The 16,502-nt window shown below is 38.4% G+C and carries 20 protein-coding genes; 4 read left to right on the forward strand and 16 right to left on the reverse strand.

Annotation, left to right across the window (positions count from 1 at the left end; all coding sequences use genetic code 11):
* Positions 1 to 43: 43 nt before the first annotated feature.
* From GN157_RS00630 to GN157_RS00675, 10 genes are all read right to left on the reverse strand, one after another.
* On the reverse strand, positions 44 to 862 hold the full coding sequence (locus GN157_RS00630; RefSeq protein WP_157481211.1) for an enoyl-ACP reductase FabI: 819 nt from the start codon (positions 860 to 862) through the stop codon (positions 44 to 46).
* A gap of 61 nt (positions 863 to 923) precedes the next feature.
* The gene (gene fabV / locus GN157_RS00635) at positions 924 to 2,114 is read right to left on the reverse strand and encodes an enoyl-ACP reductase FabV (protein ID WP_157481212.1); all 1,191 of its coding nucleotides are present in this window, start codon (positions 2,112 to 2,114) and stop codon (positions 924 to 926) included.
* Positions 2,115 to 2,171: 57 nt separating this feature from the next.
* Positions 2,172 to 3,824 (reverse strand): DNA repair protein RecN, encoded by a 1,653-nt coding sequence (gene recN, locus GN157_RS00640; RefSeq protein WP_157481213.1) that lies wholly within the window; start codon positions 3,822 to 3,824, stop codon positions 2,172 to 2,174.
* Positions 3,825 to 3,860: 36 nt separating this feature from the next.
* Positions 3,861 to 4,745: a type IX secretion system protein PorD gene (gene porD, locus GN157_RS00645; RefSeq protein ID WP_157481214.1), complete on the reverse strand. Its 885-nt coding sequence runs from the start codon at positions 4,743 to 4,745 to the stop codon at positions 3,861 to 3,863.
* Positions 4,738 to 5,949: a bifunctional phosphopantothenoylcysteine decarboxylase/phosphopantothenate--cysteine ligase CoaBC gene (coaBC, locus tag GN157_RS00650; RefSeq protein WP_157481215.1), complete on the reverse strand. Its 1,212-nt coding sequence runs from the start codon at positions 5,947 to 5,949 to the stop codon at positions 4,738 to 4,740. Before coaBC ends, porD begins: the two co-directional genes overlap by 8 nt.
* Before the next feature lie 6 nt (positions 5,950 to 5,955).
* Positions 5,956 to 6,273, reverse strand: coding sequence for a DNA-directed RNA polymerase subunit omega (locus GN157_RS00655; RefSeq protein ID WP_157481216.1), 318 nt, complete (start codon positions 6,271 to 6,273; stop codon positions 5,956 to 5,958).
* A gap of 9 nt (positions 6,274 to 6,282) precedes the next feature.
* Positions 6,283 to 7,089, reverse strand: coding sequence for an outer membrane protein assembly factor BamD (locus GN157_RS00660; RefSeq protein ID WP_157481217.1), 807 nt, complete (start codon positions 7,087 to 7,089; stop codon positions 6,283 to 6,285).
* Positions 7,090 to 7,242: 153 nt separating this feature from the next.
* Positions 7,243 to 7,755: a ferritin gene (locus GN157_RS00665; RefSeq protein WP_035132867.1), complete on the reverse strand. Its 513-nt coding sequence runs from the start codon at positions 7,753 to 7,755 to the stop codon at positions 7,243 to 7,245.
* 32 nt (positions 7,756 to 7,787) lie between these two features.
* Positions 7,788 to 8,666 carry a 4-hydroxy-tetrahydrodipicolinate synthase gene (dapA, locus tag GN157_RS00670; RefSeq protein ID WP_157481218.1) on the reverse strand — a complete coding sequence of 293 codons (879 nt, stop codon included), beginning with the start codon at positions 8,664 to 8,666 and terminating at the stop codon, positions 7,788 to 7,790.
* Positions 8,667 to 8,669: 3 nt separating this feature from the next.
* Positions 8,670 to 9,194 carry a DUF6913 domain-containing protein gene (locus GN157_RS00675; protein ID WP_394350051.1) on the reverse strand — a complete coding sequence of 175 codons (525 nt, stop codon included), beginning with the start codon at positions 9,192 to 9,194 and terminating at the stop codon, positions 8,670 to 8,672.
* A 50-nt stretch (positions 9,195 to 9,244) separates the two neighbouring features.
* Here GN157_RS00675 and GN157_RS00680 point away from each other — a divergent pair, with 50 nt between their 5' ends.
* The 4 genes from GN157_RS00680 to GN157_RS17800 are packed head-to-tail and all read left to right on the forward strand — an operon-like array spanning position 9,245 to position 11,943.
* A complete protein-coding gene (locus GN157_RS00680; RefSeq protein ID WP_157481220.1) occupies positions 9,245 to 10,024 on the forward strand; it encodes a 5'-nucleotidase C-terminal domain-containing protein in 780 nt (259 codons plus the stop codon).
* A gap of 2 nt (positions 10,025 to 10,026) precedes the next feature.
* The gene (locus GN157_RS00685; RefSeq protein WP_157481221.1) at positions 10,027 to 10,935 is read left to right on the forward strand and encodes a bifunctional metallophosphatase/5'-nucleotidase; all 909 of its coding nucleotides are present in this window, start codon (positions 10,027 to 10,029) and stop codon (positions 10,933 to 10,935) included.
* 35 nt (positions 10,936 to 10,970) lie between these two features.
* Positions 10,971 to 11,435 (forward strand): hypothetical protein, encoded by a 465-nt coding sequence (locus tag GN157_RS00690; protein ID WP_157481222.1) that lies wholly within the window; start codon positions 10,971 to 10,973, stop codon positions 11,433 to 11,435.
* A 7-nt stretch (positions 11,436 to 11,442) separates the two neighbouring features.
* Positions 11,443 to 11,943 (forward strand): hypothetical protein, encoded by a 501-nt coding sequence (locus tag GN157_RS17800; protein WP_197429374.1) that lies wholly within the window; start codon positions 11,443 to 11,445, stop codon positions 11,941 to 11,943.
* 2 nt (positions 11,944 to 11,945) lie between these two features.
* Here the strand turns inward: GN157_RS17800 and GN157_RS00700 are convergent, their stop codons facing one another.
* The 6 genes from GN157_RS00700 to rpsF form a co-directional block, all read right to left on the reverse strand.
* Positions 11,946 to 12,635 (reverse strand): DKNYY domain-containing protein, encoded by a 690-nt coding sequence (locus tag GN157_RS00700; RefSeq protein ID WP_157481223.1) that lies wholly within the window; start codon positions 12,633 to 12,635, stop codon positions 11,946 to 11,948.
* A 52-nt stretch (positions 12,636 to 12,687) separates the two neighbouring features.
* Positions 12,688 to 14,688 carry an NAD-dependent DNA ligase LigA gene (gene ligA / locus GN157_RS00705; protein WP_157481224.1) on the reverse strand — a complete coding sequence of 667 codons (2,001 nt, stop codon included), beginning with the start codon at positions 14,686 to 14,688 and terminating at the stop codon, positions 12,688 to 12,690.
* Positions 14,689 to 14,828: 140 nt separating this feature from the next.
* Complete coding sequence (locus GN157_RS00710) at positions 14,829 to 15,296, reverse strand: DUF6495 family protein (RefSeq protein WP_157481225.1); 468 nt, start codon at positions 15,294 to 15,296, stop codon at positions 14,829 to 14,831.
* Positions 15,297 to 15,362: 66 nt separating this feature from the next.
* Positions 15,363 to 15,806: a 50S ribosomal protein L9 gene (gene rplI, locus GN157_RS00715; protein WP_157481226.1), complete on the reverse strand. Its 444-nt coding sequence runs from the start codon at positions 15,804 to 15,806 to the stop codon at positions 15,363 to 15,365.
* 15 nt (positions 15,807 to 15,821) lie between these two features.
* A complete protein-coding gene (rpsR, locus tag GN157_RS00720; RefSeq protein WP_035132889.1) occupies positions 15,822 to 16,118 on the reverse strand; it encodes a 30S ribosomal protein S18 in 297 nt (98 codons plus the stop codon).
* A 2-nt stretch (positions 16,119 to 16,120) separates the two neighbouring features.
* The gene (gene rpsF / locus GN157_RS00725; RefSeq protein WP_035132896.1) at positions 16,121 to 16,462 is read right to left on the reverse strand and encodes a 30S ribosomal protein S6; all 342 of its coding nucleotides are present in this window, start codon (positions 16,460 to 16,462) and stop codon (positions 16,121 to 16,123) included.
* Positions 16,463 to 16,502 lie beyond the last annotated feature (40 nt).

Genomic DNA, 16,502 nt, shown 5'->3' on the forward strand with positions numbered 1-16,502 from the left:
CACTAGGGGACTTATTGTATAATATACCATAAAAGGTTAAAAATTATTCATGTTCAGGATATAACATATCCATAACTTTTGCACTTACTCCGGTAGAAGAGTACCCTCCGTCATGAAATAAATTTTGCATGGTTACCATCCTGGTAAGATCTGAGAAAAGTGTTATACAGTAATCTGCACACGATTCGGCATCTGCATTACCCAGCGGAGCAATAGCATCTGCATAATCATAAAAGTCGTTAAACCCTTTAATACCGGTACCTGCCGTTGTTTTTGTAGGTGACTGTGACACCGTATTAATACGTACTTTTTTCTCTACTCCATAGTGGTAACCAAAGCTTCTGGCAATAGATTCGAGCATAGCTTTAATATCTGCCATATCTGTATAGAAAGGATAAGTTCTTTGAGCTGCCATGTATGTTAGTGCTACCACACTACCCCCTTCGTTAATAGCATCCAGGTGTTTAGCAACACTAAGCATTTTGTGTAGTGATAGTGCCGAAACATCTACACCTTTCATAAAATAATCATAGTTAGAGTCTACATAAGGTATGTTTTTACGAATGTTTACACTCATACCTATAGAGTGAAGCACAAAGTCTATTTTACCTCCCAGTATCTCCTGAGCCTTAGTATATAAGTTCTCTAAATCCTCAGTATTAGTAGCATCTGCAGGGATTATTTGTGAACCGGTTTTTTCGGCAAGCTCGTTAATCTCTCCCATTCTCATGGCTATAGGAGCATTAGTTAACACAAAAGTTGCTCCCTGTTCATGAGCCTTTTCGGCAATTTTCCATGCAATAGAATTTTTATCTAAAGCTCCGGTAATAATACCTCTTTTACCTTTTAACAGATTATTCATAATTTAATTTATTTTGGTTAGAAACAAAAAACCCTGCAAATTGCAGGGTTTCCCATATGCTTTATTGTATACTTTCAATAGGCACAACCTCATTTACATCGGCTTTATAATCTACTCCTTCGTAGTCAAAACCAAACAGGTTGTAAAAATCTTTTCTGTATCCTTCAAGATCACCAATTTCATTTAGGTTCTCGGTTGTAGCCTGTTCCCAAAGTTCGGCAACTCTTTGCTGAATATCATCTCGCATTTCCCAGTCGTCTATTCTAATACGTCCTTTCTCATCTACAGGAACAGCACCATTTGTATAAAGTCTGTCGGCATATAAACGCTGCATTTGCTCTACAGTACCTTCATGAAGACCTGCTTCTTTCATGGTTTTGTAAAGTAATGAAATGTATAACGGAATTACCGGTATAGCCGAACTCGCCTGAGTTACTAATGCTTTATTTACCGATACAAATGCTTTACCGTTTATATCTTTAAGCGCATCTGAAATTTCGAATGCTGTAGCTTCAAGATGATCTTTTGCACGACCAATAGTACCTTTTCTGTAAACCGGTTCTGTAAGTGCAGGCCCTATATAAGAATAAGCCACTGTAAGTGCTCCATCGGCAAGTGCTCCGGCATCTTTAAGTGCTTTCATCCACATAGCCCAGTCTTCACCACCCATTACGGTTACCGTGTTTTCAATATCATCGTCCTTACATGGCTCGATAGAAATCTCTGAAACCTTACCGGTATGGAAGTCTACCGTTTTATTACTAAATACTCCGCCAATAGGCTTAAGTACGCTACGGTGAGTTACACCTGTATCAGGATGAGTACGTACCGGAGAAGCAAGGCTGTATATCACTAAGTCTACCTGACCTAAATCTTCCTTAATAAGATCTATTGTTTGTTTTTTAATTTCGTTTGAGAAAGCATCACCATTAACGCTTTTTGCATATAAACCGGCTTTGTGAGCTTCTTTTTCAAAAGCTGCCGAATTATACCATCCCGGTGATCCCGGTTTACCTTCGCTTGGTGCTTTTTCAAAGAACACACCTATTGTAGATGCGTCACTACCAAATGCGCTGGTAATTCTTGATGAAAGTCCGAATCCGGTAGAAGCACCAATAACAAGTACTTTTTTAGCACCGTTTATGACTCCTTTAGACTTTACATATTCAATTTGATTTTTTACGTTTTGCTCAGCTCCCGTTGGGTGGGCAGTTAAGCAAATAAATCCTCTCATTCTTGGTTCTATAATCATACCCTCAAGTATTTTTTATCAAATGCAATTATTTCACTACAAATATAACCTGTTTTTTCAGTTGAGCAACGCTCTGGCGTGGTTAAGAGCCGAATCGGTAATATCTTTACCCGAAAGCATTTCGGCAATCTCCCTAATCCTTTCATCCTCAGACAAAAGCTTAAGTTCAGATACTGTGGTATCTCCCTGTATACTTTTAAATACTTTATAATGCTGAGCACCTTTCCCGGCAATTTGAGGCAGGTGGGTAATAGCAAATACCTGCATATCACTACTCATTACCTTCATGATGTCACCCATTTTATTAGCTACCTCACCCGAAACTCCGGTATCAATCTCATCAAAAATAATAGTGGGAAGCTGAGAATAATCGGCCAGTACTGCTTTTACCGCAAGCATAATTCTGGACATTTCCCCTCCGGAAGCCACTTTTTTAAGCAATCCAAAATCAGTTCCCTTATTAGCTGAAAACAGCAGGTTTATTTCATCCTTACCATTTGGCTGATAAGTATCCTTATGGATAATATCAAAATTAAAGCGTGCGTTTGGCATTCCAAGTTGTGCCAATATCGCCATAACCCTGTCGGTTAACACAGGGATAGCTTGTTGCCTGTTTTCAAACATTACAAGTGCCGTTGCATCAGCATTAGCTTTTGCTTTTTCCAGCTCGGCTTCAAGCCTGTTGATAGACTCGTCCAGCTCATCTGCTTTAAGCACTTTGCCATCTAAGTCTTCACGAATAGCAATAAGCTCTTCAACCGTAGCTACATTATGCTTTTTTTGCAGGCTGTATATTAACTGTAATTTTTGGTTCACCAGTTCCAGTTGCTGAGGGTCGTCTGCCAAATTTTCTGCATCCTGAGACACCTCGTTGCTTATGTCATCAAATTCTATAAGCAGACTAGAAATACGTTCGTGAAAATCGTTATACTGCTTACTGATTCCACTTATTTTTTGCAGGGCGTTTTTAATCTCTTTCAGATTTTGCAATGCTCCAATTTGCTCCTCGTTAGCAATGGAAAGCACTTTAGAAAGCGATTCCTTTAAAAACTCAACATTGCTTAGCTTTTCCAGTTCAGCTTCCAGCTCAGCCTGCTCTCCTTCTTTAAGGTTAGCCTCAAGAAGCTCATTAAGCAGAAATGTATTATAGTCGGCCTCCTTAGCAAGTGCTTCTTTTTCCTCTTTAGCTTTTTTGAGTCCGCTTTGTGCCTGTCTTACTGCTGTAAGCTGTTTTTTGTATACTGCCAGATGCTGGGCATTTTTACCAATAGCATCCAGTATTTGAAGCTGGTATTGCTCGTCTGACAGTTCGCGGGTTTGCTGCTGCGAATGTATATCAATAAGGAAATCACCCAGTCCCTGCAACTCCTGCAGGTTAACCGGACTATCATTCACAAAAGCGCGCGATTTACCAGAAGGAAGTATTTCCCTCCTGATTATGGTAATATCCTCATAATCGAGGTCGTTTTCCCGAAAAAATTCCTGAAGACTGTATCCGCTTATTTTAAAATGTGCTTCTACCACACATTTTTGTTCTTTATCTTTAAGCGATGTCAAATCGGCGCGTTTACCCAATATTAAACCAAGTGCACCTAAAATAATAGATTTACCGGCTCCTGTTTCACCTGTGATTACAGATAATTTACTGGAAAACTCGATATCAAGATGCTCAATAAGAGCAAAATTTTTAATAGATAATGATTGTAGCATATTAAACGGCGGCTGTGTTTTGCTTACACAAATGTACTATTTAATATTACTCCATTTAGAAGAATTAAGTGGAGAAATTTTATTTAGCGTATCTACAAGGTTTGTAAGGGTTACCATAGGTCCGGCAGAGAAGATTGATACAACCTCGTCTGACTTGGCATCAAAAAAAACACGGGTTAAAAAAGCATTAGGTCTTGCCTTGTTCACTTTTGAAAGCGTATTAATAGCTTCTATAATTTTTTCTTTGCCTTCCTTGCTACTATCAGCCATTATATCCATACCTAAGCGGTGATAGTCATATAGTGCCTGCCTAAAATCCCTGTAGGTGTTAGAAAGCATATCGTTTATTAAAAAGTACCTGTTTTGATTACCATCCTGCTGACTCCACCCCTTATAACCGCTTTGCTGTGCAGCCGATGCTATACGTTGTGCTACCTCATAGTGTGGTGTTCCGCCTTCAAACTCATAAGTATCGGCATCCATACCAATAATCATATTGGCATAAAATGAAATAACGCTTATAAGGTTTGATGTATAACTTTCGGGATTATATACCATATTTTGGAACTCGGTATATGAGAATCCAAAATTTTTGTCGTTAAAGTTAAGTACAGGAGAAAGGTAAGATGAGTTAAAAACTGGTCTTGACGACTGCACCTGTAATGTAGCATCAAAACTATTAGACTGATATGCTGTAATATTTATAAAAAAAACACAGTCAATACGCTCATTACGCTCAAAATTTCTGTTAGTAAAACGGGTATTGTTTATAAATTCGGTAACCGAAGTTTCCAGTGTTTTAAATATTTGGGTGTTAGCATCGGTAATCTGGCTGGAATTCACCTGAACCGTTGCATTAAGCTCCTGCCCTTTTACAGTAAAAGATAATAACAGCAACAATAATCCTAAATATCTATACATTGTACCTCGTTTTAATTTTATTAACTATATCCTGCGCCACCTGTTCTTTAGATTTAAGCTCCTGTGGCTCTATATTAAACTGTGCATCGATAAAGGTAACCTTATTTGTTGGTTTACCAAAACCTGCTCCCTCATCATTAAGAGAGTTTAATACAATCAAATCTAAGTTTTTTTTCTTAATCTTTTGCTTGGCGTGCTCAATTTCATTTTCGGTTTCAAGTGCAAAACCTATCAGATACTGATGTTTTTTCTTTTCTCCGAGTGATGCAAGTATATCTGTAGTCTTTTCGAGCTCCAGCACTAAATTATCGTCGTTCTTCTTTATTTTCTGGCTGGCAACCGTTTTAGGTCTGTAATCAGCTACTGCCGCAGCTGCGACAGCCACATCTGCACTTTCAAAATACTCATGGCATGCGGCATACATATCTTTTCCCGAAACAACCGGAACAAGTTTTATACCGTCACCCTGTACTTTTAAATGCGTAGGACCGCTTACCAATATTACCTCTGCCCCCTCTTTTGCAGCGGCATGGGCAATATCAAACCCCATTTTACCGGAAGAATGATTTCCTATAAAACGCACAGGATCTATAGCTTCGTATGTAGGCCCGGCAGTAATAAGTATTTTTTTTCCACGGAGCGGAAGTTTCCTCTCTATATCCTTCTCTATAAAAGCTACTATATTTTCGGGTTCTGCCATACGCCCCTCGCCCGAAAGACCACTTGCAAGCTCGCCGGATTCGGCAGGTATCATAATGTTACCAAATTCCTGTAGGGATTTAAAACTGGATAGCGTAGACGGATGCTTGTACATATCAAGATCCATAGCCGGAGCGAAGTATACCGGGCATTTTGCCGATAAATAGGTTGCTATAAGAAGGTTATCACTGTTGCCCGATACCATTTTTGCCATGGTATTTGCAGTAGCCGGGGCTATTAAAAACAAATCGGCCCAAAGGCCCAATTCTACGTGATTGTTCCAAACCGCGTTTTCATCCTCTTCGTTATAGAAAGTAGAATGAACCGGGTTTTTAGATAATGTGGAAAGTGTTAGCGGAGTAACAAAGTCTTTAGAAGCAGGTGTCATGACAACACGTACATCGGCACCTGCTTTTATAAGTAACCTTACCAGTGAGGCTGTTTTATATGCGGCAATCCCTCCTGAGATTCCCAGTAATATTTTTTTGCCGCGTAAAACAGACATGGTAAATTATTTGTTTGATTCTCTGTAAGCTACTTTTTCTTCAAACCATTCCTGTAAAGCCAGTGCGTGAGGCTTAGGAAGCTTTTCGTAAAATTTAGACACTTCTATCTGCTCTTTATTTTCAAAGATCTCTTCAAGACTGTCGTTGTAAGTAGCAAACTCCTCAAGCTTCTCAATAAGTTCTTTTTTGATCTCTGTATTGATCTGGCTTGCTCTCTTAGCTATAATAGTAATAGCTTCGTAGATGTTACCTGTAGGCTCTTCAATTTTGGTTCTGTTGTAGGTAACAGTGTTTACCGGAGCAGTTGTCTTCTTTAAATCCATCACTCGTTCTTATTTAGAAAATTTTTGTAATTCGGTTTCAATAGTGGCAAACATTTCGTCTACCTCTTTTTTGTATTTGGTTTCACCATTAAATTTAACCAGCGCTTTGTAATTAGATATAGCATCTTCTAAACGCTCTTGTTTCTTACTGGCAATACTGTTCATAGCAAGCCTGTATGAAGAATCAAATTTATAGTAAAGTGCATCCTCTTTTAATTTTGTACCCGGAAAATCAATCAAAAAGTTATCAAAGGTTTTGATTGCTGCCGCATAATCACCAAAAAAGTCTGCCGTTAAATGATATTGCTTAGCAATCTCAAAAGCTTTTTTCTCTAACTTTTCCCTTAACTCTTTTGCTAACTGGTTAGCTTCGTCCATATACTGGGAATCAGGATAAGTATCAATAAAACTTTGTAAAGCAGAAACGGCAACATAAGTATCGGCCTGGTCTTTAGAATAAACCGGCGATAGCATATATCGGCTTTTTGCTGCTAAAAACGCAGCTTCTTCTTTCACATCACTTTTTGGATATGTACTTACAAAACTACCAAATTCGTAAGCTGCATTATAGTATTGCTTTTTAATATACATTGACTTAGCATAAACATAAAACAGCTTTTGTGCAGATGGCTTTCCTTTCAAAACAGGTTTAAGTTTTTCTGCCAGTGTTATCACCTTGTTGTATTTTCCTTCTTCATATAATTTTACCGCAACATCATACTGATACTTAACGTCATCAGATTTAAGTGCTTTTTGGTATTCATTACATGAGGAAAAAAGTACCGCAAGTAATAGTAAATAAAAGTATTTGCTCATATTTTTTTGTTTACGCCGATGCCCGGCCGCAGTTTTCTAAAGCAACTGCAAATTTAGTTAATAATTATAGAATACAAAATCTTTTTTTACAATGCTTAAACCCCATAAAAAAAGATGCCCACAGGCATCTCTTTAAACTATAATTATGATGTTTTATTGTACAATATTGTGGCCTGAGGAAGAAAAAACCTTCATATCGTTATCAAAAAGATACAGTCCTCCTTTATCGTTACCTATTAAATCTATTTTATCCAGTATCGCTTTTGCAGTCGCTTCCTCCTCTATTTGTTCGGAAACATACCATTGCAGGAAGTTATGTGTAGCATAATCTTTTCCGGTTAGTGCAATATCTACAAGCTTATTAATACTGGCCGAAACCTTTACCTCGTGGTTATACAACTGGGTAAACAGTGTTTTAAACGAGGTGTAATCAAGCTTAGGTTCATCTAGCGATGATATAATCGCATGTCCTCCCCTTTGGTTTACATATTTTACAAGCTTAAGCATGTGTGCCCTTTCTTCGTCAGACTGCTTAAACATAAACGTGGCTATACCTTCAAACCCTTTCACTTCCGCCCACGATGCCATGGCCAGGTAAATTTGGGAAGATTCTGCCTCAACTTTTATCTGCTCATTAAGTGCAGACTGCATTGCATCAGATAACATGGCTCTTTGTTTTAATGGTTTACACCACTAATTTAACGAATTTTCTCAACAAAAGCGTTAAGCCTTCCTGCTAAATCTTCGTTAACGTTTACAAGCGGAAGCCTTACAACATCTTCACAAAGTCCTAATGCTTTAAATATGTGTTTTATACCTGCCGGGTTACCCTGCTCAAAAATCATATCGATAGAATCGGCAAGAAGATAGTGTAGCTCATAAGCCTCATCTGCTTTTTTCTCCAGTCCAAGCTGAACCATTTTAGAGAATTGTTTAGGGAAACCTTCACCTATTACAGATATTACCCCTGCACCACCTGCAAGAACCATAGGCAGTGTAATCATATCGTCACCCGATATTACAAGGAAACCTTTTGGCGCCCCCTGAATAAGTCGCATTGCCTGCACTATGTCACCAGCTGCCTCTTTAATAGCAACAATATTTTCAAAATCGTTAGCAAGACGTATTACCGTTGCAGGAAGCATGTTGCTTGCTGTTCTTCCCGGTACATTATATAGTATTACAGGTATAGGAGAAGCTTCTGCCACTGCTTTAAAGTGCTGATATATTCCTTCCTGAGTTGGTTTATTGTAATATGGTGAAACCGATAGTATTGCTGTAAAAGCACTTAGGTCACGGTTCTTTAACTCTTCAGTAACTTCGTGTGTATTGTTCCCACCCACACCAAGCACTAAAGGCAACCTACCTGCATTAGCCTCTATAACAGTCTTTATAACAAGCTCCTTTTCATCCTTGTTTAAAGTAGCTGATTCGGCCGTAGTACCAAGAACAACAAGGTAGTTTATACCGTTCTCCACCTGGTAGTTTACGATTTTCGTAAGCGCATCGGTATCAACTGAAAAATCTTTTTTAAATGGGGTTACAAGTGCAACACCCGTACCTGTTAATGACTGCATAGTTTATATTATGTTTAGTATTTTCAAATATTTAAAAAGTTCGGCCATATACTCTTTATACTTTGCAGGCTCTACTGCAATAGTAAAATCGTTAAGCCTTGAGTCGGCACTTGCCAACCCTACTTTAAATTTTGCCTGAGACTCAAGTGTAGCAAGCATCAGTAATGGGTTATCTGCATTATAGTAGCTTATAAGCAAATCAAACGGAGCAGTTACGAAAGAGGCGACAGGTTCTTTTACAAAGTTCCCTCCTGCCGAAACAAACTTTCGGGAATACGCCCTGTATTCCATTTGCGCTTCATTTTTTGGAGATACTCCCTTACTATAAACAAGCAGGCTTATGTTTTCTTCTTTTATACCATATTTGGTAATTTCGGATAAAGCATTCTTTTTACCCATAAACAGAGCCTCATCCATTAATAATCCTACTTTAACTACCTTTTGAGGCATACCTGTAGGTTTATATTGAGCTAAACATTTCTTAATGTTTTTTTTCAGCCCAAGGCCCTTAATAAACTTTAAAAACATAGTACCTTTACTTGTTGAGTGCAAAATTAATTTAAATAACTATCAGTACAATGGCATTCCATAAAAAGTATAACACACCTGCAGGCTGGTTTGTTTTATTTTTAACTTTCTCTTCATTACTGTCATGCAGCAGCAGTAAACTGTATAATAGTAAGATTGAAGGCAAAAAAATAAGCATCACTTCCGACTATAAAGACGACTCTAAAATCGAGACTTTTATAGCGCCCTATCGCAACCATATAAACAAGGATCTGGACAGCATTTTAGCCTACTGCCCTGAAACCTTAGACAAGAGCCAGGGCAAATGGCAAACCACAATAGGTAACCTGCTGGCCGATGTTACTTTTGAAAAAGCCGATAAACTGTTACAGCAACGCGAAAATAAGCATTTAGACGTTTGCCTGCTTAATCATGGCGGAATTCGTGCGATAATTCCGAAAGGAGATGTTACAACCCGTACCGCTTATGAGATTATGCCTTTTGAAAACAGCCTTATCATTGCCGCCCTTAAAGGTACAGAAATAAAGGAAATAGCACAGTATTTAATTGCCGGTAAAAAACCGCATCCGCTTAGTGGAATGCAAATTTATATTGACAGTAATAACAACATAAAAAACATTACTGTTAAAGGCAAACCTGTAGTTGACAGCCAAACGTATTATGTAGCTACATCTGACTACCTGTATAATGGTGGAGACAACATGAATTTCTTTAAGAAATCAACCGCTACATACGACATGGACTATAAGCTGAGAAACCTGCTTATAGATTATTTTAAGGAAACAGATACACTACCCGTTATTACAACACAACGCATAATTACCGAATAGTCATGAAAAGGAGAGATTTTATACATAAAACCGCAGCCGGATCGGCATTAGTGTTAGGCGGACTTTCCCTTAGCAGTTTTACTACTGCACCTGCCAAAAAAATTACCATACTGCACACTAACGATGTGCACAGCCATATTGACCCCTTCCCTGCCGATGACCCAAGAAACCCCAACATAGGTGGCGTAGCTCGAAGGGCTACCTTAATAGAAAGTATAAGGCAGGAAAACGAAAATGTACTGTTACTGGATGCCGGTGATATTTTTCAGGGTACGCCTTATTTCAACTACTATGGCGGCGAACTGGAATTTAAACTGATGAGCATGCTTAAGTATGATCTTGCCACGTTAGGCAATCATGATTTTGACAACGGTATTGACGGATTTTACGCTCAGCTGCCACATGCACAGTTTGATTTTGTATCTGCCAACTACGATTTTAAAAACACCCTACTGGACGGTATCGTAAAACCGTATAAAGTTTTTGTAAAAAACGGTATTAAAATTGGCGTTTTCGGGCTTGGTATTGAACTTGCCGGACTGGTAGACCAACGCCTGTACAAGGAAACCGTATACAACGACCCTATTGAAGTTGCTAAAGATATTACCAAAACACTTAAACAGGACGAAAAATGCGACCTTATAATTTGCCTTTCCCACATTGGGTTTGCCTACAGAAACAACCCTGAAAAGGTATGTGATATTACACTAGCACAAAAAACAAGACATATAGACCTGATTATTGGCGGACATACGCATACTTTTTTAAGCAAACCTCATATTGAGAAAAACCTTGACGGTGAAGAAGTGGTTATCAATCAGGTAGGGTGTTACGGACTAAACCTTGGGCAAATTGATTTTTATTTCGAAAATGGTTCTAAAACCTTTAACGGAAGAACAATAGTAGTGTAAGCATTTAGTATATTTGCTGTAAACCACTCCTACTTATGAAAAACCTTATGGCTATTGCAGCAGCCACATTGCTGATTGCGTCTTGTAACGAAAAAGATAACAAAACAGAAACTGTTACATCTAAAGATATTACTAAGCTAAAAAAGCAACTCAATTTTAAACCCGCACAGCCCGATTCGGTTCAGTATAAGCTAACCATTAACAACAATTCCTTTGGTACGGTACCCGGTCCTTCTGATTATTATCTTGAAGCTGTGCTTTACTACAACGACAGTATTTTTAAAAAAATAAAGGAAGAGTATCATAACGCTGATTACAATGATCCCGGCTTTAAAAAGGAGGCTTTTGATTTTAAATGGCTACCCGAAAGCATTAAAAACGAACTGAATAGTTCTCCCGAAAATTACAGCGGACACCCTGACCTGTTTTATAACCGCAACAGAAATACCCAGCTTTGGCTGTTAAAGAATAAAGTACTAATATTGTCGTATACCAACTAACCATATTATGGAAAAGCAGTATTTTAAGTACAGCACAGGCTATGTAAATATAGACGACAAAAACCTGTACCTAACCAATAGTGGTAACTGGCAGGAAGCCCGTGATCTTAAAGAAAAGAGCCCAAAAACCAAAAGACAGAACAGCTCACGTATTGCCGGTAACAACCTGTTTTTATTTATTGTTTTTGGCGGATTAACATTAGGAGCCTTTTACATGCTGAACAAAGCAAGTGATTTTAATATTCTTGATTTTTCAACTGTTGGTTCAACCGTTAAAAGACTTGGGCTTTTAGCCGCAATAGGTTTTGTTATATACAAATACTTCGCCCCCGAACTAGGGAAACGTTACAAAATACCACTATCAAAAATTGAATCTATTGAGTACTGGGAAAAAGGCGTTAGAATCAACTTTCGCAACGAAACAAACGAGCCCGACAGGGAAAATATAGATGGCGTAGAAATGAAAGGTTTTGACATCTTAAAACAAAAGTCTTTACTAAAAAGTTAAACTCACTGCTTATTAAGTAAACCTATAACCCGTTTCACTTCAGGAATATTTAAATCGTTTTGCTGTAAAACATAGCTACCCCTGTAATAGTTAATTTTATCTTTAGCATAACAGCCTTCTACTTCGGCATCATTATCTAAAACCTTAAAAGTTTTAGCATCCGCATCCTTTATAAGCCCGAAGCGCATTTCATATACATGGTTTTTATCTTTAGCGTAGCAGTCGTTTAAAATCTTGAAGGTCTTCAAATCCGCTTCATCCTGCACAGAGAAATTTGAACCTCCCGTAGTGCCAAAACTATGATAAACATGACCTTTATCTTGATAATAAGCACCAAAACCTCCCCCTGCCAATAGCCTAAATGTGTTCAGGTCAATAACCGAGTTTAACGGAGTTTGATTTTCATCGCTAAAACAAGTCTGATAATATACATAACCATAATCAGGCGGATCTAACAACCTAAACGACCATATACCAATCTCCCCATCCTTATTGACATACAAACCATCGGCTATTTCTTTCCATTTTAATGCCTGATTTATACTATCTGCCTGCATTTTCCTTTCTACCAGTTCGGGAGAAATCTTATTGACTGTATCGTTATCTACAAGCTGTTGTTCTTCTTTGTACACCCCAGTTGAGTTACACCCAAAAGCAGTAATAAAGGTTAGTAAAAAGAATGTTTTTTTCATAAAGGTAAGGTTAAAAAAAGGCGCTGAATATATAACTCAGCGCCTTTCATTTTTATTTTATAAGCTCTATAAAATCGTCTTCACTTATTATGGCGACTCCCAGCTTATTGGCTTTTTCAAGTTTGGCAGGCCCCATATTATCTCCGGCAACCACATAATCGGTTTTAGAGGAAATAGAACTACCTACCTTACCGCCATTGTCTTCAATAGCCTTTTTGAGTTCGTCGCGCGAAAACTTCTCAAACACACCCGAAACCACCAGTGTTTTACCCGCCAGTTTATCACTTACCGATGTATCTTCTTTAGCCACAGCTTCAAGCTGAACACCATAGCCTTTTAAGCGTTCAATTAGCCTTACATTCTCTGTATTAGCAAAGAAATCAACTACACTTTGCGCTATTTTCTCCCCAATTTCATCTACCAGAATAAGATCGGTTAACGATGCTGTTGCCAGGTTATCGATAGTCTTATAATGCTTTGCCAGTTTTTTAGCCACGGTTTCCCCTACATAACGGATACCCAATGCATACAGCACACGCTCAAACGGAATCTCTTTAGATTTCTCTATTCCGTTAACAAGGTTCTCTGCCGATTTATCTGCCATACGCTCTAACGGAACAATCTGATCCTTTTTAAGGTCGTACAGATCGGCATAGTTTTCAATAAGCCCTGCATTGTACAGTAAAGCAACCGTTTCTCCGCCAAGACCTTCAATATCCATAGCCTTACGGGAAATATAATGCTGTACCCTGCCTATAATTTGCGGCGGGCAACCATAAAAATTAGGACAATAATGCTGTGCTTCGCCCTCTTTGCGTTCCAGTGGTGTATTACACTCCGGGCAATGGGTTATATATTGCGTAGGTTTTGAATCTTCAGCTCTGTTGGATTTATCCACCACATCAATTATCTTAGGAATAATCTCTCCTCCTTTTTCCACAAAAACCATATCCCCTACACGCACATCCAGTTTTTCAATCTGGTCGGCATTGTGTAATGAGGCACGTTTTACGGTAGTACCGGCAAGCTGTACCGGCTCCAGGTTTGCCACCGGAGTGATAGCCCCGGTGCGCCCTACCTGATAGGAAATAGAGTTTAATTTGGTAGATACACGTTCTGCCTTAAACTTATAAGCAACAGCCCATCGAGGTGATTTTGCCGTATACCCCAGTTCTTCCTGCTGATGGATACTATTTACTTTAATAACCACACCATCGGTCTCATAAGGAAGCTCATGGCGGTGTTCATCCCAGTAATCAATAAAAGCCATTACCTCGTCAATATTTTGGGCAAGCCTGGCTTCTTTAGGTACTTTAAAACCCCATTTACGGGCACTTTCAAGTCCTTCAAACTGGGTCGTAACCGGCAGGTTACTGCCAATTATGGAATACAGCAGGCAGTCTAACGGACGCCTTGCCACTTCGGCACTGTCCTGTAACTTTAAACTACCCGATGCCGTGTTACGCGGATTTGCATAAGGTGTTTCGCCAATCTCAATCAAATCCTGATTCATTTTGGCAAACCCTTCTAACGGAAGTATAATTTCCCCCCTAATGTCAAACTTTTCAGGATAATCACCCTTCAGCTTAATAGGCACAGCGCGTATGGTTCTGATATTACCGGTAACATCATCTCCCTGAAAACCATCACCACGTGTCACAGCCCTTAGCAGCCTTCCGTTCTCATAGGTTATACTTATGGATGCCCCGTCATACTTAAGCTCACAGGTATACTGTACATCTGCAGTACCCAGCCCTCGTTGCACACGCTTTTCCCACTCCAATAACTCTTCTTTGGAGTACGAATTATCAAGCGAATACATACGATGCTCGTGCTGTATGGTCTCAAAATTTTTGGTAACGCTTCCTCCCACACGTTGTGTAGGCGAATTTTCGTCAAAATATTCAGGATGTTTAGCTTCCAGTTCCTGTAATTCTTTAAGTTTTACATCAAACTCAAAATCAGTAATGGTTGGGGTATCAAGTACGTAATAGCTGTAATTGTGTTGATTAAGCTCTTCCCTAAGCGCCTGAATAGTCTGAAGGATATCCATTGAATAAAAAGTTAGTTTACAGTGCTAATTTAGCCAACTTTTAAATAACGGAAAATGTTTATGTATGCTAATTTGAGAATTAGCAATCAAAAACCATTTCATGACATAATAAAAACAAAAAATCGCCCTAAGGCGATTTCTTAAAACATATCTTCAAATTGCTTATACAGGTCACCATTGGTTAAAATAGCACCCTGCTTAAGTATATCAAACACCTCTGCGTTTCTGTCTTCACCAAAAGGTTTTTTACCACGTTTAATTTCTACCTCTTTTGAAAACAGGTTCTCATTAAGCCATTGTAGTCCGCCTTCGGTTAAAAAATCAGCGTGCGCCACGTGTGAGTGTATTACTATGCTTTCCATTTCCTCTTTACCCAACTTAAATAAAAAAATGTGGTTTTTAGAGTAATGCTCCATATATTCTGTTTGGGTAAGTACACCTTCCCACACAAGATCTGAAAAAACATCCAGTTCCTGCTCGGCAACTTCGGGCTTTTCTGCTTTTATCTGATCCCACTCAGCCTTGTCGATTTGCTGAGAAGCCAAAAAGTTTGCAAATTCCTCGTGTAACTCTTCCAGTTGTTCTTTAGTTAACCTGATATATTTCATAGTCCTTTTTTAAGTGTAAAAAAAAAGCCTTCCGTTACCGGAAGGCTTTAGGTATAATTTTAATAATTATTGTACCTCAGCTACGATTTCGTAAGGAAGCTCAACAATTACTTCTCTGTGTAATCTTACAGATGCAGTGTATTTACCTACACGCTTAACGATACCACTGTTGATGAATTTCTTCTCAATAGCCTGACCGTTTTTCTCTAAAGCTTCAGCGATATCTGCATTGGTTACAGAACCAAATAGTTTCTCACCACCTGCTTTAGCAGTAATTTTAATCTCAAGAGCTTTAATAGCCTCAGCGATTTTCTTAGCGTCGTCTACTAATTTTTGCTCTTTAAATGCTCTTTGTTTTAGGTTCTCAGCTAAAACTTTTTTAGCTGTAGGAGTTGCAACAATTGCAAAACCTTGTGGTATTAAATAGTTACGACCATATCCTGGCTTAACTGTTACAACATCATCTTTAAAACCTAAGTTTTGTACGTCTTGTTTAAGTATAAGTTCCATAATACTGCCTCTTTTTTATTTTAATAAATCAGCCACATATGGCATTAATGCTAAATGACGTGCTCTTTTAACTGCAACAGACACTTTTCTTTGGTATTTTAAAGAAGTACCTGTTAAACGGCGAGGAAGAATTTTACCTTGCTCGTTAACGAATTTCAATAAAAAGTCAGGATCTTTATAGTCAATATATTTGATACCTGATTTTTTGAAACGGCAATACTTTTTAGTCTTGTTCGTCTCTATGTTTAAAGGCGTTAGATATCTGATATCTCCGTCTTTTTTTCCCTTAGCTGACTGTTCTATACTTGACATAATTAGTTTGCTTTAGTTTTTAGTTTCTCTCTTCTTCTTTCTGCCCATGAAATAGCGTGCTTGTCTAAAGCTACAGTAAGGAAACGCATGATTCTCTCGTCACGTCTGTACTCAGTCTCAAGACCGATTAAGATATCTCCTGATGCTTTGAACTCAAGCAGGTGGTAAAAACCACTTTTCTTGTGTTGAATTTCGTAAGCTAATTTTTTAAGACCCCAGTCTTCTTTTGCTACGATCTCGGCCCCTTTAGAAGTAAGATAATCTTCGAACTTACTTACTGTTTCCTTTACCTGAGTTTCAGATAAAACGGGATTCAAGATGAAAACAGTTTCATAATGATTCATAATACAATATATTAGTATGTTATAAAATTGGGTGCAAATT

The sequence above is a fragment of the Flavobacterium rakeshii genome (genome assembly GCF_009741375.1).
Lineage (GTDB): Bacteria > Bacteroidota > Bacteroidia > Flavobacteriales > Flavobacteriaceae > Flavobacterium > Flavobacterium rakeshii.